Source organism: Hoeflea sp. 108 (assembly GCF_000372965.1).
In the GTDB taxonomy this organism is placed as follows: Bacteria; Pseudomonadota; Alphaproteobacteria; order Rhizobiales; family Rhizobiaceae; genus Aminobacter.
Genome location: NZ_KB890024.1, coordinates 4,429,082 through 4,448,755, shown reverse-complemented (window position 1 = coordinate 4,448,755; position 19,674 = coordinate 4,429,082). Strand labels below are relative to the sequence as shown.

Sequence of the window (19,674 nt, the reverse complement as noted above, 5' to 3'; positions counted from 1 at the left end):
TGGGACGCATCGGCCCGAAAACCGGACACGGTTTTCGGAAAGCACGATGCGCAAGTACAAACAGGTCAGAGCGTCCTTTATGCGTCCGCCCGGATGCATGGCGCTCTGACGTATCGGCCCGAAAACCAGACACGGCTCCCCGACGGCCCGAACCGGCCGCTCACAATCAACCGCGCTGTCAGGCGTGGCCTTGCTCAGGCAATGATATCTGGAATGATCCGGTCTTCGATCTGGGCGATCTTGTCCTTGAGGACCAGCTTCTTCTTTTTCATGCGCTGGACCTGCAGCGGATCGCAGCCAGTTGCGATCATCGCGTTGATCGCGGCATCGAAATCAGCATGTTCCTGCTTCAAGCGTGCAAACTCGAGACGAATCTCGGCCTTTTCCTGTTCCGACATGTCTACCGTCTGCAAACTCACTGGCGCACCCGGGGCGCTCCGAAGGCGGGTCGACGACTCCCTGTCGCCGGCGCGAAGCCCTTACCACATTTCACCTCGTCAGGAAATGCTACCACACTTTATTCGACATTGCTGGTGGCTGGTGGCAAACTGTCACGGTTCCGTCACAGAGCCACGTCTGCGGTGGGCGGGTTCGCGTGCGGTGCATCGAGGAAACCATGAAAGGGAGCACCATTCATGTCTCTTGTATCCCATCTTGAAGAGCTTCAGCGGAAGCATGGCGATGTCTCTCGTCAGATCGACGAAGCGATGAACCATCCATCCGTGGACGACCTGTTGATCGTCGCGCTGAAGCGTCGCAAGCTGGCCCTCAAGGACGAGATTGAGAAATTGAAAGGAAAGCCGACCCAGCACTAAAGGTCGTCGAATTCATCTTTTTCATAGGTGCGCATGAACCCATGCGGATCAGTCAGCCGGCGGCGGAATCTACTGCCGCCGGGACCAGTGGCTGACATACTTGCAACGGGTCGATTCAGGGCGAGGCCTTTGGGCCTGACTGATGTGATGTAGCGCAAAGTCGCTGTTTTCTGACAAATTGCTGCGGCCGGGGCCACCACAGGCGTCGGTCAGGCGTTCCAGAACTGATCAAGCCAGATGTTGAGCTTCCTGAAGCCGTCGGTGCTGACAGCATAGACGCGCTTTGTGCCGTCGGCGCGGGCGCTGACCAATCCGGCATCGAGCAGCACTTTCAGATGTTGCGAGACCGCCGGGCGCGACACCGGCAGGCCGGCTGCGAGTTCGCTGACTGTTTTCGGACCGCGACGCAATTCCTCCAGCAGATGGCGCCGGTTGGCGTCGGCAATGGCCAGGAAGGAGTCGTCAGCTTTCATGGCTCCTTTGTGCCGCAACATGTCCGAAATCTCAACCATGAGTCGAAGTTCCGCCGCTGCTCGCGGGCGCTCGCACGATGCTGGCCGAGGCCGGCCATCATGCGTCGGCGTCGGCCTTCTGGCGGGGGTCGAGGCGCAGCGATTCAGGTGTTGCGGCGCGGTCGGCCGGCGTGGTCTTGAAGGCCTCGCGCTCTTCGATCGGCACCGCTGCGCGGCGCCTGATGCGGAGCGCGGTGTAGCCGGCGAGGCCGAAATGCGCGGCGGCTGTGGCGAGGAACAGCGCCTCTGGCCTGAGCGCATCCATCAGCCAGGCGCCGAGCAGCGGGCCGACCATGGTGCCGAAGCCGTAGAGCAGCAGCAGACCGCCCGAAACCTTGACGAAGTCCTCGGGCTTGGCGTGGTCGTTGGCATGCGCCACCGCCAGCGAATAGAGCGTGTAGGCGAAGGCGCCATAGCAGGCTGTCATGGCGATGACGAACGGGCCGGAACGCGGCGCCACCAGGAAGATCAGCACAGCGGCGACAGCCGAGGCAAGCGAGGCGCCGATCAGCACGTAGCGGCGATCGGTCCTGTCGGAAATCTTGCCGACCGGGATCTGGAGCGCGGCACCTGCGATGACGACGAGGCTCATCATCAGGGCGATCTCCGGTGTCGAGATGCCGACGCGGGCGCCGTAGACGGCGCCGAGTGTGCCCCAATCGCCATTGGCCACGCCGATCAGGAAGCAGGCGACGGAGGCTACGGGCGAATTGGCATAGAGCCCCTTGAGGTCGAGTGATACGTCCTGCAGCGGCTTGGGGTGGGCGGCGCTGGAGACCGCTGTCGGGATCAGCGACAGGCAGAACAATATGCCTGTCACCATGAACAACGACGCGTTTTTGACGTCGCCGCCGGCGACCATCATCTGGCCGGCCATGATCGAGGCGTAGGTCACCATCATGTAGAGGCCGAAGACGGTGCCGCGGTTCTCGTTGGTGGCGCGCTCGTTGAGCCAGCTCTCGATCACCATGAAAGCGCCGGCCATGACGAAGCCGGTGAAGGCGCGCAGGAAGATCCAGACATATTCATTGACGATCAGCCCGGTCAGCAGGGCGACGATCGCCGCCGACGCCGCGAAGGTGCCGAAGGCACGGACATGGCCGGCGCGGCGCACGACGCGCGGAGCGAAATAGCAACCGGCAACAAAACCGCCGGCCCAGGCGGTTCCCATCAGGCCGAGTGCCGTGGTGGAAAAACCCTCCTCCTGGCCGCGAAGCGGCAGAAGAAGGCCATGCAGCCCGGACGCTGCCAGCAGGAAAGCTGTGCCGCGAAGCAGCGAAAGGATCGGCCTGTAGGTTGCGAGCATCGAACTGTCCCACCAAGAATCAATAGAGCGCCAGGTCGTGAAGACCGCCCCTTTGGGGCTTTTCGGCGACGACTGGATGTCAGTTGCGCTTGAACAGCGCCTCGGCTGCCGATTTGGTCGAGCCCTTGACCCCAAGCTCGGCCTCGAGCCGCGCGATCTCGCTGCGCAGCAGGGCAATACGCTCGTTCAGTTCGCCGACCGAAAGCAGCGATAGGTCCTGGCCGATCTCGTGGGCAAGGGGCTTCTTCTTGGGGTCGTCGTCGAACAGCGCCATTCGATGTCTCCATCCTCGGACAGGCGTTTGCCTGATTTGCCAATGAGAATACATAGTGCGGGCAAGGACATGCAAATGCCGGTTCAGGCCGGACGGAACGGAGAACGACAGAGATGGCCAACGCTGCCAAACTTCCGGCGAAAATGCTCGCGGTGGCGATCACGCAACCGGGCGGACCGCGCGTGCTCAAGGCGGAAAAGCGCGACCTGCCGGAACTGGGCACCGGCGAGATCCTGATCCGCGTGCATGCAGCCGGCGTCAACCGGCCCGACGTGCAGCAGCGCAAGGGCGCCTATCCCGCACCTTCAGGCGCCTCCGACCTGCCGGGTCTCGAGGTCGCGGGCGAGGTGGCAGCGCTTGGCGACGGTGTCAGTCGCTGGCGCATCGGAGACCAGGTCTGCGCCCTGACCCCTGGCGGAGGTTATGCCGAATATGCCAGGGTGCATGAGACCAACGCGCTGCCGCTGCCGGCGGGCTTCACCTACACGGAAGCAGCGGCGGTGCCCGAGACCTTCTTCACCGTCTGGCACAATGTGTTCGAACGCGGTGCGCTCAAGGCCGGCGAGACGCTGCTGGTTCATGGCGGTTCGTCGGGCATCGGCACCACTGCGATCCAGCTTGCCTCGGCCTTCGGCGCCTATGTGATCGTCACTGCCGGTTCGGACGACAAGTGCGCTGCCTGCCTCAAGCTCGGAGCCGACCGGGCGATCAACTACAAGAACGAGGATTTCGTCCAGGCGGTGAAGGAAGCCACCGACGGCAAGGGCGCCAACGTCATCCTCGACATGGTCGGCGGCGACTATGTCGGCCGCAACTACAATGCCGCCGCCGTCGACGGCCGCATCGTCCAGATCGCGACGCAGGGCGGGGCGGTGGCAAGCACCGATTTCTCCAAGCTGATGGTCAAGCGCCTGACCCATACCGGCTCGACACTCAGGCCGCGCACCACCGAGTTCAAGGGCGCAATCGCTGCAGCGCTCGAGGCCCAGGTCTGGCCGCTGCTCGCTGTCCGCCGCGTTGCCCCGGTCATGGACATGATCTTCCCGCTCAAGGAAGCCTGGCGCGCGCATGAGCGCATGGAAGAGGGGGAGCACATCGGCAAGATCGTGCTCGATGTGGGGTGAGGCTTCCCCATGCCTCAGCTGACGGTGCCGCGCACGGCCCAGGCGATGTTGGCGAAGGAGCGCGGGCCGTCGGGCCGACCGGCCTCATAGGCATCCCGTACGGCCGCCTCCGTACGCGCCTTGTCCGCTTGGTCGAGCGTGGCGACAAACTTGCCGATCGGGCCTTCGCCCGCGCCGATGGGCGCCCAGAGATCGGCGAAGTCGGCATAGTCCATGCGCTGCAAAAGCTGCGTTTCCTCGACGCCTGACAGTCCCTGCGCTGCGAAGGCCGCCTTCATCTCGCCCGGCTGCATCATCGGCTGGAAGCAATAGCGGGCGCGCAACTGCCGGCCGGCTTCGCTTTGTGTGGCAAGGGTGTCGACCACCATGCGCATGCCGGGCATGCCGCCATAGTGGTCCCACACAGTGGCCGCGACCACGCCGCCCGGCCGCGTCACCCTGGCCATCTCCGCGATCGCTCTGGGCGCCTCTGGCACGAAATGCAGCACCAAAAGCGCCAGCGCACGGTCGAAGTCGTTGTCGTCAAAGGGCAGCGCGCAGGCATCGGCCTGGCTGATGTTTATGCGCGGATCTGAGTTGCGCGCCTGTGCTGCGGCAACAAAGACCGGCGAGAAGTCGATTGCCGTGATTGCGCTGAGGTTTGCAGCCTTGGCCAGCGCGAAGGTCAGACTGCCGGTGCCGCAGCCGACGTCGAGCACCTTTTCGCCATCGGCAAGCCCGGCAAAATCGATGAACGGAACCGCGAGCTTTCGGCTCCAGCGGCCCATCAGCTGCTCATAGCCGGCCGCGTCCTGCACGTTGAAGCTTGATGCCATCGAAGCCTCCTATGCCTGGAGGCATGGTAGGCCGGGGTGTGGGAGATGGGAAGGTCTGTTGGCCAAGTCCGCTCTATGCGGGCTTGGTTCGCGAATGACCATTCTGCGCACCAATGGCAGTTTTCAGGGACTGGCCTTTGGCGCTGGAGTCTGCACAGCTTGACGAGGAGAGCCTTTTCGTTGAGCCGACACGCCGTTCCCTTCTGACTGGTCCGCGATTATGGTGACACCAAATTCAGGCTCAGCGTTCGTCCCACGTGATCTCACCCCTCTCCAATCCCCGCATCCTCTCTCTCTCGCTTTGGCTGGCCGCACTGGCGGCTTTCATCGCCGTGTCGGTGGAGACGTCGCGGACGCGGATGGCGGACGAGCTGGAGGTGACGGGGCGGACCTTGCACCGGCTGATCTCGCAGCGGGTGGCGCAGCATGATGCGCATCTGACCACGCTGATCGCCTTGTCGAGCGGGGCCGAGCCTGCGTCCGACGGAGCCGTACGGCAGGTGATGGAGAGCATTTCGCGGTTTTATCCGCGCATTACCTGGTTGGCGCTGGTTTCGCTTGAGCCGGATGGAGTGGCGAGTGGTGCCGCAGGCGCGGAGCAGGGATCGGCCGTACCCGGCGGTTTGGAGGCATCGCAGCCAGCCGGCGTCACCGCTTCGGGCGTTGCGGTGCGCGAGGCGGTGGATGTGCCACCAGGCGGTGGCGTCGATCTGGCGCCCCTGGGAGGAAACATCGCCGCGCAGGTGAGGGGCAGGCCGAGTGTTTATGCCGCTGGCGCGGGGCGCTATCTCCTGGCCAAGCGCGCGCCGGAGCCTTCCGACCACGCGGTGGTGCTGATGATCGATGCGGCGAAGCTTGTGGAGCCGGAGGAGCGGCCTGATTTTGCGCATCTCAGGATCAGCCTTGATGGCGACGAGCTGGTGGATTTGCCGGCCGAGGCGTCGGTTGGGCCTGGGGTGTCGTGGCTTGTGCCGCCACATTTCGAGAAGGTGATCGACGGCGAGGGGCAACGGCTATTGTTGTCGCTCGACCGGTCGTTGCCGTTGGCGGCGCTGGTACCGCCGGGGCGGTTCTTGGGCTTTGCCGTGGTGGCGGGCTTGTTGGCTGCGGCCTTGAGCTTTGGGCTCGGGCAGCGGGCTGAGGTGAAGCGCTCCGAGCTTGCGGCGCGCGAGGCCGAGGAGCGGCTCTACGTTCAGGAGCGGGAGACGCGTCTTGCGCACGCCTCGCGCGTCAATGCCATGGGCGAGCTGGCGTCGGGCATCGCGCATGAGCTGACGCAGCCGCTGACCGCACTTCTCAGCCGCAGCCAGGCGGCGCTCCGGCTGTCGCGGGCGGATAGGCCCGACATGGCGATGATTTCGCAGGCGCTCGACGTCAATGTGCGCGAAGCCAAGCGCGCTGGCGAGATGCTGAAGCGGATGCGCGATTATGCCTCCAACAAGGCGCCCGAGCGGGCACTGCAGGACCTGAATGCCATCGTCGCCGAGGTGGTGGCGCTGACCCGCACCGATCTCGAGCGACGCGGGGTGGCGCTGGTGCTGGAGCTTGGCGAGCCCGCGCCTGAGGCGGTGGTCGATGCCATCGAGATGGAACAGGTGCTGCACAATCTGATCCGCAATGCGGCGGAGGCGACGGGGTCGGGCGGGGTGGTGACGATCGCCACTGGGCGGGCTGGGCGCGAGGCGAAGGTTGTCGTCAGCGACGACGGACCGGGGATCCCTGCCGAGGTGCTGCCAAAACTGTTCACGCCGTTCTTCACCACCAAAGCCGACGGGATGGGGCTGGGACTGTCCTTGTGCGCATCGCTGGTGGAACGCGTGGACGGGCGGATCGCGGCGGAGAACGGGGCGCGGGGAGCGCGGTTCACGGTGAGTTTGCCGTTGGCAAGGAGCGGCGGAGCGTCGGCCACGGAGAGCAACGGATGACGCATAGGGTCTATCTGGTCGACGACGACGAGGCGGTGCGCGAGGCGCTGGCCTTCCTGCTCTCGACCTATGGGATTGTGGCGGAGACTTTTGGCGATCCGCAAACGTTTCTCGCGCATGTCGATGAGAACAAGCCGGGCGTGCTGGTGGTGGATTTGCGCATGCCCTTGGTGTCTGGGCAGCAACTGCACCAGAAGTTGGGCGAGCGTGGAATCGACTGGCCGACGATCATGATCACTGGGCATGGCGATGTCGCGGCCTGCCGACGCGCCTTCAAGGCTGGCATCCAGGATTTTTTGACCAAGCCGGTCGACGGCGAGGTGCTGGTCGATGCGCTGCAGCAGGGGTTTTTGAGCCTCGATGCCGGGCTGGAGAAACGCGAGGCGCGCGCTCTTCTGGCAAAACTCACGGAGCGCGAGCGCGAGGTGCTCGACATGGTGGCGCGCGGCTGGGCGAGCAAGGAAATCGCCGTAGCACTCGAAGTCTCGGCCCGCACCATCGACGCGCACCGGGCGAAGATCGCCGAGAAGCTGGGCACCAGTTCGGTGGCCGAGCAGGTGCGGCTGGCGCTGATCTCCTAGTGGACATGACCCCTTCTGAAAGCCGGCCTCCACTTTTTGGGGTCATGCCCTTGGCGGTCGCAGCAGTAGGTAATCCTACCTAGGCCAGGTGGTGGCATCGCGGATTCAGCCTGCGGTGCGATGCGGGTAGTTCTCTGTCCGGACAAGCGAAACGCTTTCTCCCGAGAAAACATCAGGACAGGAACCCAGTCATGATCAAGAACATCCTCCTTGCAGCCGTTACCACTGTCGCCGTCACCGGCGCCGCTTCCGCCCAGGTTCTGACCGAGAAGAACATCTCGTCGAGCCTCGCCGTCGAGATCGCCCAGGCCGCCGTCCAGGCATGTGCCGCCGACAAGTACAATGTGACCGCCGCCGTGGTCGACCGTGCGGGTGTGCTGCGCGCGCTGGTCCGCGCCGACAATGCCGGCACCCACACCGTTTCCGCCGCCCAGGACAAGGCCTTCACCTCGGCCTCGTCGCGCACGCCGACCTCGAAGATGGCCGAGAACGTGCAGAAGAACCCGGGTGCGGCCGGCCTGGTCGACATCAAGGGTTTCCTGGTGCTCGCAGGTGGCATGCCGATCAAGGCGGGTGATGCGGTCATCGGCGCCATCGGCGTCGGCGGCGCGCCCGGCGGCAATTTCGACGAGGCCTGCGCGGTCAAGGCGATCGAGGCCGTTGCCGACAAGCTGAAGTAAGCAGCTTCGATTGAACCAGGCTCGCCGGTATCAGGTCCGGCCGGTGGGCCTGGCCTGCCTGTCCCGAAAGCCAAAACCGGTTTTCGGGCCGATACAAAAAGCCCCGCTTTCGGAGTTTCCGGAGGCGGGGCTTTTGTCGTGGAGAGGCGTTTTGAGAGACAGCGCGCGCGTTGCGGCAGGCTGTTTGTGGGCAATTGGCCATTCTGCCCAAAATCGTTGCGGAGCAGGGCGAATACGTCTATATACAGCCCGAATTTCCCATTTTCTGGTGGTCTGACCACCGCCCGCGTGAGGGACGCGGGCGAGCGAAGAGGATATATCGCATGGCCAATACGCTGCTTATGCCCAAGGCGACCGCCGTCTGGCTGGTCGACAACACCGCGCTGTCGTTCGACCAGATCGCGCAGTTCTGCTCGCTGCACCCGCTCGAGGTGAAGGCGATTGCCGACGGCGAATCGGCGCAGGGCATCAAGGGCATGGACCCTGTCATGACCGGCCAGCTTACGCGCGCCGAGATTGCCAAGGGCGAGGGCGACATCAACCACCGCCTCAAGCTGTCGGATCCCAAGGTCCGCGTGCCCGAGACCAAGCGCAAGGGCCCGCGCTACACGCCGCTGTCGAAGCGCCAGGATCGCCCGAATGCCATCTACTGGCTGGTGAAGAACCATCCCGAGCTCAAGGACGCGCAGATTTCGCGTCTGGTCGGCACGACCAAGGCGACGATCGAGCAGATCCGCGAGCGCAAGCACTGGAACATCGCCCAGCTGACGCCGATGGACCCGGTTGCGCTCGGCCTGTGCTCGCAGATCGACCTCGACATCGAAGTGCAGCGCGCTTCGCGCGGCCGCGAAGCCCCGGCGCCTGTCGGCGACACCCTGCTGCCGGCCTCGCTGACCGAGCGCCTGACGCCCGCGGCCATGGCGCCGAAGGACGAGGACCAGGAACTCGACGCCAATGCCGTCTTCGCCAAGCTTTCGGCGCTCAAGTCGAAGGAGCCCGAGGACGAAGACGAAGACAAGTTCTGAGCCCAGAGCGTTTCCGCTTTCCTTCGAATCGCGGAACCCCTCTATGTCGTTGTTTTTCGCAATTCCTGATGGAAAATCGCTGCGCACTTTTGCTGGAATGCTCCAGGCTGCTCATGAAAAGGCCCCGCAATGCGGGGCCTTTTTTGTTTCTTGCGGGAGCAGGTTGGATGGCGTCCCGGCTTCGAACTGCCGCTACTCCTGGACGCGGACGGCTGGGAGATCCTTGCCGGACTGGTGCAGGGTGAGGCTTGGGGCAGAGCCGTCGCCTGCCGCAAAGGTGATCGCCGCATCGACTTCCTTGTAGAAGAAGCGGCGCTCGCTCTCGGGGAACAGGCGCAGCCGGGGCTGGCCGGTCAGTTGGGCGTAGAGCTTGTCGCCATCGCGGCTGATGGTGAAGACAAGGCCTTGCATGGCAGCGTAGCGGCCGACATAGCCGTCGAACAGCGACGCATCGACCGACACCTGTTTGGGTCTGGGTTTTGGATCGTCGAGGGGGATTGCGGCGTCGAGCAGGTGCATGCCGATGTCGTTGACGCCAGCGTCCGAGTTGGACAGCACAACCACGCCGGCCTTGGTCTTGGGGTTGAAACCGATGAAGGTGCTGAAGCCGCCGGTACCGCCATTGTGCCAGACGACCTGACCATTGGGTGTGTCGGTCAGCATCCAGGCGAGCCCGATCCTGCTGCCGCCGATGACGTCGTTGCGCGGCACCAGCGAGCTGGCGAGGGCCGCTGCAAGGGGCCTCTTGTCGGGTTCGATCGCCATTTCCAGGAAGTTCAGCATGTCGTTGGCCGAGGAACGCAGGGCGCCGGCGCCCTCAAGGGCCGGCAGGTCCCAGTTGGGCACGGGTTCGAGCCAGCTATTGTGGCCGCCCGCCATGCGCGCCTTGAGCTCTGGCGATAGCGCAATCACGGTGCTGTTCATGCCCAGCGGGCTTGTGATGCGCTGCCTGACCAGTGTGGCGTAGTCGACGCCGGCCCTATGGGCGAGCGCGTCGCCGAGCAGGCCGAAGCCGATGTTGGAGTATTCGTATTTGGCGCCGATGGCGCGCGGCAGTGTGTAGGACGAGAGGAACCCGTAGAGCTGGGCCGTGGTGTAGTCGGCATAGGGATTGGCGTCATCAGTGGGCGCCATCGTCTCTGGGATCGACGGCAGGCCGGAGCGATGCGTCGCGAGGTCGGCAAGAGTGATTTCCGCGCCGAATTTGCTAGGCACAGAGACGCCTGACGGCAGATGCCTGGCCAGTGGGTCGTCGAGCCTGAGTTCGCCGCGTGCATCCATGTCGGCAAGGACAAGGGCGGTGAACAGCTTGGTGATCGAACCGATCTCATAAAGCGTGTTGCCGTCGACCGGACGCTGGTCCGCGGCGCTGAACCGGCCATGCGCCAGGATATTGCGCCCCTCCGGGCCGATCGTGCCGACGACAATGCCGACGCTCTGGGCCTGGTCGTCGATGCGTCTCTTGAGGATGTTCAGGATGTCGGCATCGGCAGGGAAGCTGCCGTCACCGGTGCTGCTCGCCAATGCAGGTGTGGCGGCCGAAAGCAGCGGGCCGCCGATCAGCTTGTCGATGTAGAGCAGCCCCCCGGCAAAGGCGGCGACGGAGGCAATGGCGGTCGCGACAACAAGGGCGCCCTTGAGGGCGGACGGTTTTCTTCGAGAGTGCATGGCGTTGCTGTCTCCGGGCAGGACTTTCCGAACGGATCTTTCGAAAAGCCTTTGACCGGAACAGATTGCGAGAGCATTGCGGCGGGGCTGCCTCCGACCTCGCTACCGTTTCTGGCTCTCTAGCCGGCGGGGATGAACTTCAGCGTTCCGGCGACGCGCGGGCCGCCACCATTGTCGGACGGATGGTTGATGCCGTCCATGACCGGCAGCTCGGTGAAATCGAATGGGCTGACCCCTGCGAGGATGGCGGCGTTGACGCCATACTGGTTGGGGTCCGAGCGGCGCTGATGGTGGGTGTAGATGCCGCATTTCGAGCAGAAGTGATGCTTCGCCGACATGGTGTTGAACTGGTAGACGGTGAGCGCCTCTGCGCCTGCCACGACATCGACGCCGCCGAGATCGGCGGAGACGGCGACCGCGCCCTTCATCCGGCAATAGGAGCAGGTGCAGCGGCGGGCCGAGTTGAGGCCGTTCGACAGGCGCACGCGCAGACGCACCGTGCCGCAATGGCAGGCACCGTCGATTTCCTTGAGGTCCATGTTCATTGGCGAAGTCCTTCACTGGATACTGACCATCCAATGAGCGTTCGTTTCAGCCGGATCAAGACGGCGCGGACGCCGGTCCCTTGTGCCAGGGCAAAAAAAGAGCCCGGCACGGGGCCGGGCTTGACTTGGGAGGTGAAGGGAAAGCCCGGCTAGACCCGGGAGCTGCGGTCGCTGTCGAAGGTCTCGCTGCGTTCGACGCTGCGATAATAGTCGACCAGCAGTTTGCCGCGTTCGGGCTTGAAGCTGCGGCCGGCGGAGGTGACGGTCGAGATGCGGTCGATGCGGAAGGCGCGGAAGTCGTTGCGCATCTCGCACCAGGCGATCAGCGTCCAGACCTTGCCCCAGAACCACAGGCCGAGCGGGCGCACGTCGCGGGCCGAGCCGCGGCCTGCCTCGTCATTGTAGTCGAGGCTGAGCACCTGGCGCTTCTCGACCGCGCGCTCGATCAGGTCGATGGCCTCGCGGTCGGCATCGGAGACCACCCACATCGGGGTGTGAATCTCGGTGCGGGCGATGCGATCCTTTTCCTGGTCGGGCAGGACAGCACCGATCTTGACCAAAGCCTCGTCGGCGGCCCTCGCCATGGCAGCACCGCCGAAGGCGCGGACCATGCGGGCGCCGGCGACAAGGGCAACGATTTCATCGCGCGTGAACATAAGCGGCGGAAGGTCGAAACCCTCCCTCATCATGTAGCCCACGCCGGCCTCGCCATCGATCGGCACACCCGTCGACTGCAGGTCGGCGATATCGCGATAGATCGTGCGCTCGGACACCTCGAGCCAGGCACCAAGCTTCTGCGCGGTGACCAGGCGGCCGCCGCGAAGATGCTGCACGATCTGGAAAAGCCTGTCGGCCCGTCTCATGAAAATCCCTCGAAATCCGGGACGTCGCGCGTCCTCGATGGCAGCGCAATAACGTCCAAGGTCATTTTCCGCACATCGTCACCCCTTGGGTCGCCGCGACTTCAGGCGATGCGTTATTCCGGCAGTCCCATTGCGTCATTCCTGACTGGGGCGGGTCAGGCGGCCATGGCGGGACAATGCAACTGTATCATCGCACAGTGCTCCTGACAGCATATTGTCAGGAGGCTTGCGCATATTCGCGCGCGAACATGGTCCGCATCTGGCTGAATTGCTCTTTGTTTTCAGGCAGAAGGGCTTCGAGAAAGGCGACAGCGAAGGTGCCGGGCGCCGAACCGGGGGCGGAGACGATCCTGCCATCGGCAACCGCATGGAGCACGTCGCTGTAGCGCGATGCGCCGGCATAGGCGGGTTCGTGGCCAAGAATCCAGTCGCGGCCGTTGGAGGTGTGGGAGACACCTTCAAACAGGCCGGCGCGGGCGAGCGGCAGCGTGCCGCCGCAGATGCCGCCGACAACGCCGCCCCGCGTCCTGACCGCATGGAGGATGGCCGAGACATCGGGTGCATCCTTGCTGGTCCAGCCGTCGGAGCCGATGACGGCGATGGCGTCGAGGTCGGTGTTGTCAACAGGGTCGGCGCTGCGCATCGCGATGAGCTTGAGACCGCCGATGGAGGTCAGCGGCGAGACATGCGGCGACAGCGACACCACGCGCAGCCCGAACCATTCGACCGCCGAGGCAGCCAGCAGGCCATATTCCCAGTCGGCATATCCTTCGATGAACAGCAGTCCAATGGTCTTGGTCATGGTCTTTCCCCGTTGTGGCCTTGTCAGTTGTAGTCGTTGCGCCGCGCGAAGCGGTCGGGCCAACCGATGTCCTTGCGGATGTCTTCCGGCAACGAATTCATGAAACGTTCGGTGCGGATCTCATTGTGGATGGTCCTGAGCTTGCCGGCATAATGCCTGACGGAGCGGAACAGATCGGGCGTGAAGCTGGGCATGACAAATCCTCCATTTCTTGAACGGGAGGAGTATCTCACACCCCTCCTGACAGCAGTCTGTCAGGAGTTGGCGGATGCCTGTTCGTCTTTTGTTTTCATGGCTTCACCGGCACCGTGTAGTTGAGCGCGAGGCGGCCGCCGTCGGCGAAAATCGTCTGGCCGGTGATGTAGCCGGCGTCGTCGGACGCCAGGAACGCGGCGACCGAGGCGATCTCCTCCGGCTCGCCCAGGCGGCCGAGCGGGGTGCGCGACAGCACGCGGCTGCGGGCTGCCGGATCGGCGATGCCGCGGGCCATCATGTCGGTGGCGATGGAGCCGGGGCCGATGGCGTTGACACGGATGCCCCAAGGCGCGAGCGCCAGCGCCATGACGGTGGTGAGTTGGGAGACGCCGCCCTTGGACACGGCATAGGGCACCTGGTCGGGGATGGCGACGACCGAATTGACAGAGGACATGTTGACGATGGCGCCGGGCGCGCCGCCGGACTTGACCTTCTCGACCATGAAACGCGCCACGGCCTGGCCGGCGAGGAACGAGCCCTTGAGATTGACCGACAGCACGCGGTCGAAATCGGCCTCGGCGAGGTCAAGAAAGTCGGCTTTATGGTCGATGCCGGCGTTGTTGACCAGGATGTCGACGTCGCCGAAGGCGTCCAGCGAGGCAGCGACGAGATTGTGGACGTCGAGGCGCTTGGCGACGTCGGCGCGGACGAACAGCGCCTTGCCGAGCTTCTCCAGTTCGGCCTCGGCGGCGGAGCCATCGTCCTGCTGGAGGTCGGCGATGACCACGCGCGCGCCCTCGCGCAGGAAGCGCTCGGCGATGGCAAAACCGATGCCCTTGGCTGCACCCGTCACGATCGCCGTCTTGCCGTCGAGCTTCATGATGCACTCCCTGCAGCCGCCATTGGGGAGGCGGACAGTGGCGGGAAGCGGGGCTGAGGTCAACGGGTGGCCTCGGGGCGACGCAGGTGCGGGAGCGGGCTCGCCTGATAGGGCTGAGATCGATGCTGGTTGCCAACGTTCGCCGCAGGATATAGGGTACCCCCCTATATTATGTGAGGTAGCGATGTCGCATGTCGTCAAGGAAAAGGCCAAGCTGCTCGCCCGTGTCAGGCGCATCAAGGGCCAGGTCGAAGCTGTGGAGCGCGCGCTGGAGGCCGAACTCGGCTGCGCCGACGTGCTGCAGCTCGTCGCCTCGGTGCGGGGTGCCGTCGGCGGTCTGACTGCCGAGCTCATGGAAGACCACATCCGCGACCACGTGCTTCAACCCACCGACGCCGCCGAACGCCAGCGCGGCGGCGACGAACTGATCGACGTCATCAGGACCTACTTGAAATGAGCAACAATCATCCGCACGGCCACGGCCATTCCCATGGCGAGCACGCCCATCACGATCATGATCATCACGGGCATGGGCATCGCCGCGCGTTCGAGGCGGCGCACAGTCACGTCTTCCTCGGCGAGCGCCACGACCGCATTGCGCGTCGCACGATGTTCGTCATCGCGCTGACAGCGGTCATGATGGTCGTCGAGATCGTTGCCGGTACGATCTATGGCTCGATGGCGCTGGTGGCCGATGGTTGGCACATGTCGACGCACGCGGCAGCGATGCTGATCGCAGCACTCGCCTATGTCTTTGCACGCCGGCAGGCGCACAATCCGCGCTTCACCTTCGGCACCGGCAAGGTCGGCGATCTCGCCGCCTTTGCCAGCGCGGTGATCCTGGCGATCGTGGCGATCTACATTGGCTGGGAGAGTGGCGTCCGCCTGATGAACCCGGTGGCGATCAATTTCCGCGAGGCGGCCATCATCGCGATGGTCGGCCTTGCGGTGAATCTCGCCAGCGCCTGGTTGCTGCATGACGGCGGCCACGACGCACATGACCACGGCCATGCCCATGGTCATGGTCATGACAACAATTTGCGTGCAGCTTATATGCATGTGCTGGCCGATGCGCTGACCTCGGTGCTTGCCATCTTCGCACTGGTCATGGGCGCGATCTATGGCCTGCGCTGGATCGACCCGCTGATGGGTATCGTCGGTGCGCTTGTCATCGCCCGCTGGTCGTGGACGCTGATCCGCGACGCCGGTCGTGTGCTGGTCGATTATGTCCCGTCAGGCGAGGACCTGCCCGACGAGATCCGCGACGCGGTGCAGACCGACAAGGACGTGATCACCGACCTGCATGTCTGGCAGGTCGGCCCGGGCCACCATGCGGCGATCGTGGCGCTCAAGTCGAGCGCGCCGGCGACGCCCGAGACCTACAAGTCGAAGCTCGCCCATATCCACGACCTGTCGCATGTGACCATCGAGGTGCAGCCGGCCTAGCGAACAGCTTCCAGTCGGGCACGCTAGGTTGCTGGAACCACTGCGGGCTCCTTGAACCTCAAACCGAGGATAAACGGCACGCTGAGCGCGTAGACGGCGACGACCGAGAGCCAGATCGCCCCGGGCCATTGAGTCCTAACCGCGAGGTAGATGCTGGAGAAGGCGAGCGGTGCTGCGATCGAGGCCAGGCTCAGGGCAGACGCCAGCACGCCCTGGAACTGGCCTTGTTGGCTTTCATCGACCTGACGGGTGGCAAGCGACTGCAGCGCCGGCACGCCGATGCCGCCAAGGGCAAAGACCGGCATGATGGCAAAAATCATCCAGCCGTCTGTGGCAAAAGCCATGACCACCAGTGCGGCGCAGGCGCAGGCGATGCCGATCAGGATGGTGGCCCGCTCGCCGAGCAGCTTCACCGCCGGTCCGGGAAGAAAGGCCTGGGCGAGGGCCTGGCAGACGCCGAACGCGCCGAGCGACAGGCCGATCCAGAGGCCGTTCCAGTTGAACGTATCGCTGCCCCACAGAGCCCAGGAGGTGCCGTAGGCCTCGCCGGTGGCGCTGAAGACGAAGAACACGAAGATGACCGGCAAGAGGCTCTTCACCGAAAACACCCAGCGCAGTGGCTTGAGCGGATTGAGGGCGGCGAGGTCGATCTTTTCGCGGCTGGGCGTTCGCGACTCCGGCAGGACGAAGAAAGCCAGCAGGAGATTGCAGGCGTTGAGCGCAGCGGCGGCGATGAAGGGCAGGCGCAGCCAATGGTCGCCGAGCACACCGCCCAGCACCGGCCCGATGATGAAGCCGACGCCGAACATGGCGTTGAACAGGCCGAAGCGGCGGGCTCGCTGTTCCTTGGGCGAGATGTCGGTGATGTAGGCGGTGGCCACCGAGATGTTGGCGCTGGTGAGGCCGGCGACGGCGCGGCCGAGCAGCAGCATCCAGAGGCTCGGGGCAAAGGCCAGGAACAGGTAGTTGACGGCTGCACCCGCGAGCGAGATCAGCAGCACCGGCCGGCGGCCGAGCCGGTCGCTCAGCGAACCGAGAACCGGTGCGAAGACGAACTGCATGGCTGCGTAAAGCGCGGTCATGACGCCGATATAGACGGCGACATTGTCGGCATGCGTGACGTCGCGCAACAGCGCGGGCAGGATCGGGAAGATCAGGCCTATGCCGACGGCATCAAGGACAATGGCAACATAGATGACGATGAGCGGTCTGCTCATGGCGGACTCCAATGAACGCAAGCGTACAACAGCGCCTCGCGCCGATGGCTGCTCGCAACGGGCCTGATCGATATCAGGCGGGATGATTTTCGGGAGACGCTGGCGACCCACGCTCGAAACGGCATGGGTGCTTATGCTTGACCGCCTGGACGACTATTCGTCCACCTGTTTACTCCGCCACTGAGCGGATCAAGGGAAGCGGTCGCTTTTCGCGACAACGCTGTTTACGCCAGGTGATGTCGCCCGGCAAGAGGGCTCGGCTCCTGCACCGCTTCATCGTAGCTGCCGCGCCTGCGTCGGCCCTGCTGGCGCTGTTGGCAGCAGTGATCGCGGCCTGGCTCGACAAAGCTGCCGCGCGGGCCGCATAGTTCCTGGCGTCGCCCGGCCCGATCCAGCAACCGGCCGTGGCGGGTGCCCGTCCAGTTCGGAACGCCTGAGACGCTGATGCGTTGGGCCTGCGGCTGAGATCAACGAGGAAAGGATCAGACATGGCCATCGCCAAGAACACGATCTGCCTGTGGTACGACAAGGACGCAGAAGCCGCGGCGCGTTTCTACGCAACGGTGTTCCCCAACAGTAAGGTACATGCCGTCCATCGCGCGCCGGGCGACTATCCCTCGGGCAAGGAAGGCGACGTGCTGACGGTCGAATTCACTGTCGCAGGCATCCCCTGCCTCGGCCTCAATGGCGGGCCCGCCTTCGAGCACGACGAGGCTTTTTCGTTCCAGATCGCCACCGACGACCAGGAGGAGACCGACCGCTACTGGAACGCCATCGTCGGCAATGGCGGGCGAGAAAGCGCCTGCGGCTGGTGCAAGGACAAGTGGGGCGTCAACTGGCAGATCACGCCGCGCGTGCTGACCGAGGCCATGGCTGCCGGCGGCGGTGAGGCCAAGCGCGCCTTTGCAGCGATGATGGACATGAAGAAGATCGATGTCGCCGCGATCGAGGCGGCCCGGCGCGGGTGACAAGTCGGCCTGATAGCCGCAGTGCGCCCTGCCGGCGCGACCGGCAGGGCGGACATGGCTGGCAACCATTCCCGTTGACCAGCCAATAGTTGGTCCGTATGAATTTCGGCATGAGCATGATCTCGCGTCTTATCGTGGTAGGAAAGCGCATGGGCAAGGTGGCGTAACCACCGGGCGAAAGCACCCATGCGCGGCAAACAGGCTCCTCGCGGGGCCTTTTTTGTGCCCGCCGCCAGACGATCGCGTCCGCGGTGCAGTTCCCCCGGACGAAAGACCTTGCGATGGATCACCAGGAACCCAAGCCCACGCCGAGCCTTGTTGCGCTGCCAGGAACGACTGCTGAGGCCGGGTCATCGACCTTTGCGATGTTCGTGGCGCTGTCGGCGCTCTCGGTGCTGCCGGTCAACATCATCGCTCCCTCGCTGCCCAACATCGCTCGGGAGTTCGGGGCCGATGCTTCCGTCATCAACCTCGCCGTCGCAGGATATGCATTCGTCACCGCCTTTGTCGGGCTGATCTCCGGCGGCCTTCTTGATCGCTTCGGACGGCCGCCGGTGGCACGGGTGTCGATCTCGCTTTTCGTCGCGGCGTCTGTTGGATGTGCGGTTGCGACCGACATCACCACGTTCCTGCTGTGCCGTGCCGCACAGGCGGCCATTGCTGCCTGCTTTTCGGTGGCGCTTGTCGGGATCAAGTCGACGTCGAGCGCCGAGACCGGGGCCAGCCGGATGGGCTATGCTGCCATGGTGTGGGCGATCGCGCCGATGGTCGGTCCGACACTCGGCGGCACTTTGGACGCGTTGTTCGGCTGGCGGTCGATCTTCCTTGGCCTCGCCGCTGCCGGTCTTTTTGTTCTCCTGCTACCCGGGCATGGGTTGCGGGAAAGGCCTGCAGTGGCTGATCGATCTGGATATCTCGGCGCGTACAAGCTGCTTCTGCGCAGCGCAAGATTCTGGGCCTATGTGCTGTGCATGACGTTCTCGATGGGAACGTTGTACATCTTCCTTGCCGGTGCTCCGCTGGCCATCGGCGGATCGAGCGCGGTGCTCGGACTGTATATGGGGCTGGTCCCTGCCGGCTTCATTTGCGGCAGCTTTCTGGCCGGGCGTATCGGCGCAAGGTTTGCCCGAGGCCGGATCCTTGTCCTGGCTCGGACGCTGACATGTCTGGGACTGCTGGCCTGTCTCGGACTGGCGGCGATTGCCGCATCCCACCCGCTGGCGTTCTTCGTGCCTTGCATGTTCATCGGCGTGGGCAACGGATTGACGATGCCCACGGCCAACATGGGCGTGATGTCAATTCGGCAGGACTTGCCCGGAACAGCCGCCGGCCTGTCGGCGGCCATGTCCATTGGCGGCGGTGCACTCGTCGTGTCGCTCGCTGGCCTGTTCTTTGAGGGGCATGGCGCCATCGCAGCACTTGCAACGACGATGCTGGCGTCTGCACTGCTGGCGCTGCTTGCGGCGGTCATCGCGGCCTGGCTGGACAGGGATGATCGCCCGAACGCATGAGGCGTGGGCGCGCTTTGCCAAGGGCGGGTGAGGGGCCACCAGGAACCGATCGTTGAGCTAGGGAAGATCCTTTCGCAACCGGACAGCGGGTGCGATGTCGGTCTGCACGGTCCCGGCAAAGCGGAAGCCTGAGGCCTCGTAGAACGGGCGCGCCCGCTGTCCGGCAACGACGTCGAGCGTTTGCGCTCCGAGCGCCTTGGCGCGGCGCTCGGCTTCGGCGACGAGCAAACTGCCAATCCCTTTCCGCCATGCTTCCGGCGCGACGAAGAGATCTTCCAGTTCAGCTCGGGCGGCATTTTTGCCGGCAAGGACAGTCACGAAGCCGATGGTCTCTCCGCCCAGTTCGGCTACCACGACATGCGGCAGGTGCGCGGCCGGAACTTCGCTCGCCTCCGGCATTGCCTGCAATTCCTCGACATGGTCTCCCCAGGCCAGCGAAGACCGCAGCTTGAGCGCGCCGAGGGCGTCCCTGTCCTCGACCCGAGCGCGCCGGATGACGATCATCGAGGGTTCCGTGTTCTC

23 protein-coding genes are annotated in these 19,674 nt (G+C 64.5%); 10 read left to right on the top strand and 13 right to left on the bottom strand.

What is annotated here, in order from left to right; all coding sequences use genetic code 11:
• Nucleotides 1-194 precede the first annotated feature (194 nt).
• Entirely contained in the window at nt 195-398 is a 204-nt protein-coding gene (locus B015_RS0122110; protein WP_018429923.1) for a DUF465 domain-containing protein, read from the bottom strand.
• Nucleotides 399-635: 237 nt separating this feature from the next.
• Here B015_RS0122110 and B015_RS0122105 point away from each other — a divergent pair, with 237 nt between their 5' ends.
• The gene (locus tag B015_RS0122105) at nt 636-815 is read left to right on the top strand and encodes a YdcH family protein (protein ID WP_018429922.1); all 180 of its coding nucleotides are present in this window, start codon (nt 636-638) and stop codon (nt 813-815) included.
• Between the two features lie 209 nt (nt 816-1,024).
• Here the strand turns inward: B015_RS0122105 and B015_RS0122100 are convergent, their stop codons facing one another.
• From B015_RS0122100 to B015_RS0122090, 3 genes are all read right to left on the bottom strand, one after another.
• Nucleotides 1,025-1,288, bottom strand: a complete 264-nt coding sequence (locus tag B015_RS0122100; protein ID WP_026227585.1) for a metalloregulator ArsR/SmtB family transcription factor — start codon at nt 1,286-1,288, stop codon at nt 1,025-1,027.
• 97 nt (nt 1,289-1,385) lie between these two features.
• Entirely contained in the window at nt 1,386-2,633 is a 1,248-nt protein-coding gene (locus B015_RS0122095; RefSeq protein WP_018429920.1) for an MFS transporter, read from the bottom strand.
• Nucleotides 2,634-2,712: 79 nt separating this feature from the next.
• The gene (locus B015_RS0122090; protein WP_018429919.1) at nt 2,713-2,907 is read right to left on the bottom strand and encodes a DUF1192 domain-containing protein; all 195 of its coding nucleotides are present in this window, start codon (nt 2,905-2,907) and stop codon (nt 2,713-2,715) included.
• Nucleotides 2,908-3,020: 113 nt separating this feature from the next.
• Between B015_RS0122090 and B015_RS0122085 the strand changes: the two genes are divergently transcribed.
• A complete protein-coding gene (locus B015_RS0122085) occupies nt 3,021-4,031 on the top strand; it encodes an NAD(P)H-quinone oxidoreductase (protein ID WP_018429918.1) in 1,011 nt (336 codons plus the stop codon).
• A gap of 14 nt (nt 4,032-4,045) precedes the next feature.
• On the opposite strand, the gene B015_RS0122080 is transcribed toward B015_RS0122085, so the two are convergent.
• Nucleotides 4,046-4,846: a class I SAM-dependent methyltransferase gene (locus B015_RS0122080; RefSeq protein ID WP_018429917.1), complete on the bottom strand. Its 801-nt coding sequence runs from the start codon at nt 4,844-4,846 to the stop codon at nt 4,046-4,048.
• A 257-nt stretch (nt 4,847-5,103) separates the two neighbouring features.
• On the opposite strand from B015_RS0122080, the gene B015_RS0122075 reads away from it, so the two are divergent.
• From B015_RS0122075 to B015_RS0122060, 4 genes are all read left to right on the top strand, one after another.
• Complete coding sequence (locus B015_RS0122075) at nt 5,104-6,771, top strand: HAMP domain-containing sensor histidine kinase (protein ID WP_018429916.1); 1,668 nt, start codon at nt 5,104-5,106, stop codon at nt 6,769-6,771.
• A complete protein-coding gene (locus B015_RS0122070) occupies nt 6,768-7,352 on the top strand; it encodes a response regulator (protein WP_018429915.1) in 585 nt (194 codons plus the stop codon). The genes B015_RS0122075 and B015_RS0122070 overlap by 4 nt, the downstream gene beginning before the upstream one ends.
• A gap of 191 nt (nt 7,353-7,543) precedes the next feature.
• The gene (locus B015_RS0122065; protein ID WP_018429914.1) at nt 7,544-8,032 is read left to right on the top strand and encodes a heme-binding protein; all 489 of its coding nucleotides are present in this window, start codon (nt 7,544-7,546) and stop codon (nt 8,030-8,032) included.
• Between the two features lie 323 nt (nt 8,033-8,355).
• Nucleotides 8,356-9,057 (top strand): DUF1013 domain-containing protein, encoded by a 702-nt coding sequence (locus B015_RS0122060; RefSeq protein ID WP_018429913.1) that lies wholly within the window; start codon nt 8,356-8,358, stop codon nt 9,055-9,057.
• Between the two features lie 192 nt (nt 9,058-9,249).
• On the opposite strand, the gene B015_RS32275 is transcribed toward B015_RS0122060, so the two are convergent.
• From B015_RS32275 to B015_RS0122030, 6 genes are all read right to left on the bottom strand, one after another.
• Complete coding sequence (locus tag B015_RS32275) at nt 9,250-10,725, bottom strand: serine hydrolase (protein ID WP_018429912.1); 1,476 nt, start codon at nt 10,723-10,725, stop codon at nt 9,250-9,252.
• Nucleotides 10,726-10,844: 119 nt separating this feature from the next.
• Nucleotides 10,845-11,270 (bottom strand): GFA family protein, encoded by a 426-nt coding sequence (locus B015_RS0122050; protein ID WP_018429911.1) that lies wholly within the window; start codon nt 11,268-11,270, stop codon nt 10,845-10,847.
• 149 nt (nt 11,271-11,419) lie between these two features.
• Nucleotides 11,420-12,133 carry a YafY family protein gene (locus tag B015_RS0122045; RefSeq protein WP_018429910.1) on the bottom strand — a complete coding sequence of 238 codons (714 nt, stop codon included), beginning with the start codon at nt 12,131-12,133 and terminating at the stop codon, nt 11,420-11,422.
• Between the two features lie 217 nt (nt 12,134-12,350).
• Nucleotides 12,351-12,935 carry a DJ-1/PfpI family protein gene (locus tag B015_RS0122040; RefSeq protein WP_018429909.1) on the bottom strand — a complete coding sequence of 195 codons (585 nt, stop codon included), beginning with the start codon at nt 12,933-12,935 and terminating at the stop codon, nt 12,351-12,353.
• A gap of 23 nt (nt 12,936-12,958) precedes the next feature.
• Nucleotides 12,959-13,129, bottom strand: coding sequence for a hypothetical protein (locus tag B015_RS33655; RefSeq protein WP_018429908.1), 171 nt, complete (start codon nt 13,127-13,129; stop codon nt 12,959-12,961).
• Nucleotides 13,130-13,224: 95 nt separating this feature from the next.
• Entirely contained in the window at nt 13,225-14,010 is a 786-nt protein-coding gene (locus B015_RS0122030; protein ID WP_018429907.1) for an SDR family oxidoreductase, read from the bottom strand.
• Nucleotides 14,011-14,194: 184 nt separating this feature from the next.
• On the opposite strand from B015_RS0122030, the gene B015_RS0122025 reads away from it, so the two are divergent.
• Together B015_RS0122025 and dmeF are read left to right on the top strand one after the other, a co-directional pair.
• Nucleotides 14,195-14,467 carry a metal/formaldehyde-sensitive transcriptional repressor gene (locus tag B015_RS0122025; RefSeq protein ID WP_018429906.1) on the top strand — a complete coding sequence of 91 codons (273 nt, stop codon included), beginning with the start codon at nt 14,195-14,197 and terminating at the stop codon, nt 14,465-14,467.
• A complete protein-coding gene (dmeF, locus tag B015_RS31400) occupies nt 14,464-15,456 on the top strand; it encodes a CDF family Co(II)/Ni(II) efflux transporter DmeF (protein ID WP_157632807.1) in 993 nt (330 codons plus the stop codon). The genes B015_RS0122025 and dmeF overlap by 4 nt, the downstream gene beginning before the upstream one ends.
• Before the next feature lie 23 nt (nt 15,457-15,479).
• Here the strand turns inward: dmeF and B015_RS0122015 are convergent, their stop codons facing one another.
• Nucleotides 15,480-16,673: a tetracycline resistance MFS efflux pump gene (locus tag B015_RS0122015; RefSeq protein ID WP_018429903.1), complete on the bottom strand. Its 1,194-nt coding sequence runs from the start codon at nt 16,671-16,673 to the stop codon at nt 15,480-15,482.
• 494 nt (nt 16,674-17,167) lie between these two features.
• On the opposite strand from B015_RS0122015, the gene B015_RS0122005 reads away from it, so the two are divergent.
• On the top strand, nt 17,168-17,641 hold the full coding sequence (locus tag B015_RS0122005) for a VOC family protein (RefSeq protein WP_026227584.1): 474 nt from the start codon (nt 17,168-17,170) through the stop codon (nt 17,639-17,641).
• Nucleotides 17,642-17,922: 281 nt separating this feature from the next.
• Nucleotides 17,923-19,152 (top strand): MFS transporter, encoded by a 1,230-nt coding sequence (locus tag B015_RS0122000; protein WP_018429900.1) that lies wholly within the window; start codon nt 17,923-17,925, stop codon nt 19,150-19,152.
• Between the two features lie 57 nt (nt 19,153-19,209).
• Here the strand turns inward: B015_RS0122000 and B015_RS31395 are convergent, their stop codons facing one another.
• Complete coding sequence (locus B015_RS31395; RefSeq protein ID WP_018429899.1) at nt 19,210-19,656, bottom strand: GNAT family N-acetyltransferase; 447 nt, start codon at nt 19,654-19,656, stop codon at nt 19,210-19,212.
• Nucleotides 19,657-19,674 lie beyond the last annotated feature (18 nt).

What these genes read in the sequence shown, in the direction of transcription:
- B015_RS0122065 (WP_018429914.1), top strand. Translation starts at nt 7,544, where the DNA reads ATGATCAAGAACATCCTCCTTGCAGCCGTTACCACTGTCGCCGTCACC.
- B015_RS32275 (WP_018429912.1), bottom strand. Translation starts at nt 10,725, where the DNA reads ATGCACTCTCGAAGAAAACCGTCCGCCCTCAAGGGCGCCCTTGTTGTC.
- B015_RS0122040 (WP_018429909.1), bottom strand. Translation starts at nt 12,935, where the DNA reads ATGACCAAGACCATTGGACTGCTGTTCATCGAAGGATATGCCGACTGG.
- B015_RS0122050 (WP_018429911.1), bottom strand. Translation starts at nt 11,270, where the DNA reads ATGAACATGGACCTCAAGGAAATCGACGGTGCCTGCCATTGCGGCACG.
- B015_RS0122110 (WP_018429923.1), bottom strand. Translation starts at nt 398, where the DNA reads ATGTCGGAACAGGAAAAGGCCGAGATTCGTCTCGAGTTTGCACGCTTG.
- B015_RS0122045 (WP_018429910.1), bottom strand. Translation starts at nt 12,133, where the DNA reads ATGAGACGGGCCGACAGGCTTTTCCAGATCGTGCAGCATCTTCGCGGC.
- B015_RS0122100 (WP_026227585.1), bottom strand. Translation starts at nt 1,288, where the DNA reads ATGAAAGCTGACGACTCCTTCCTGGCCATTGCCGACGCCAACCGGCGC.
- B015_RS0122025 (WP_018429906.1), top strand. Translation starts at nt 14,195, where the DNA reads ATGTCGCATGTCGTCAAGGAAAAGGCCAAGCTGCTCGCCCGTGTCAGG.
- B015_RS0122000 (WP_018429900.1), top strand. Translation starts at nt 17,923, where the DNA reads ATGGATCACCAGGAACCCAAGCCCACGCCGAGCCTTGTTGCGCTGCCA.
- B015_RS33655 (WP_018429908.1), bottom strand. Translation starts at nt 13,129, where the DNA reads ATGCCCAGCTTCACGCCCGATCTGTTCCGCTCCGTCAGGCATTATGCC.
- B015_RS0122030 (WP_018429907.1), bottom strand. Translation starts at nt 14,010, where the DNA reads ATGAAGCTCGACGGCAAGACGGCGATCGTGACGGGTGCAGCCAAGGGC.
- B015_RS0122080 (WP_018429917.1), bottom strand. Translation starts at nt 4,846, where the DNA reads ATGGCATCAAGCTTCAACGTGCAGGACGCGGCCGGCTATGAGCAGCTG.
- dmeF (WP_157632807.1), top strand. Translation starts at nt 14,464, where the DNA reads ATGAGCAACAATCATCCGCACGGCCACGGCCATTCCCATGGCGAGCAC.
- B015_RS31395 (WP_018429899.1), bottom strand. Translation starts at nt 19,656, where the DNA reads ATGATCGTCATCCGGCGCGCTCGGGTCGAGGACAGGGACGCCCTCGGC.
- B015_RS0122105 (WP_018429922.1), top strand. Translation starts at nt 636, where the DNA reads ATGTCTCTTGTATCCCATCTTGAAGAGCTTCAGCGGAAGCATGGCGAT.
- B015_RS0122095 (WP_018429920.1), bottom strand. Translation starts at nt 2,633, where the DNA reads ATGCTCGCAACCTACAGGCCGATCCTTTCGCTGCTTCGCGGCACAGCT.
- B015_RS0122060 (WP_018429913.1), top strand. Translation starts at nt 8,356, where the DNA reads ATGGCCAATACGCTGCTTATGCCCAAGGCGACCGCCGTCTGGCTGGTC.
- B015_RS0122070 (WP_018429915.1), top strand. Translation starts at nt 6,768, where the DNA reads ATGACGCATAGGGTCTATCTGGTCGACGACGACGAGGCGGTGCGCGAG.
- B015_RS0122085 (WP_018429918.1), top strand. Translation starts at nt 3,021, where the DNA reads ATGGCCAACGCTGCCAAACTTCCGGCGAAAATGCTCGCGGTGGCGATC.
- B015_RS0122015 (WP_018429903.1), bottom strand. Translation starts at nt 16,673, where the DNA reads ATGAGCAGACCGCTCATCGTCATCTATGTTGCCATTGTCCTTGATGCC.
- B015_RS0122090 (WP_018429919.1), bottom strand. Translation starts at nt 2,907, where the DNA reads ATGGCGCTGTTCGACGACGACCCCAAGAAGAAGCCCCTTGCCCACGAG.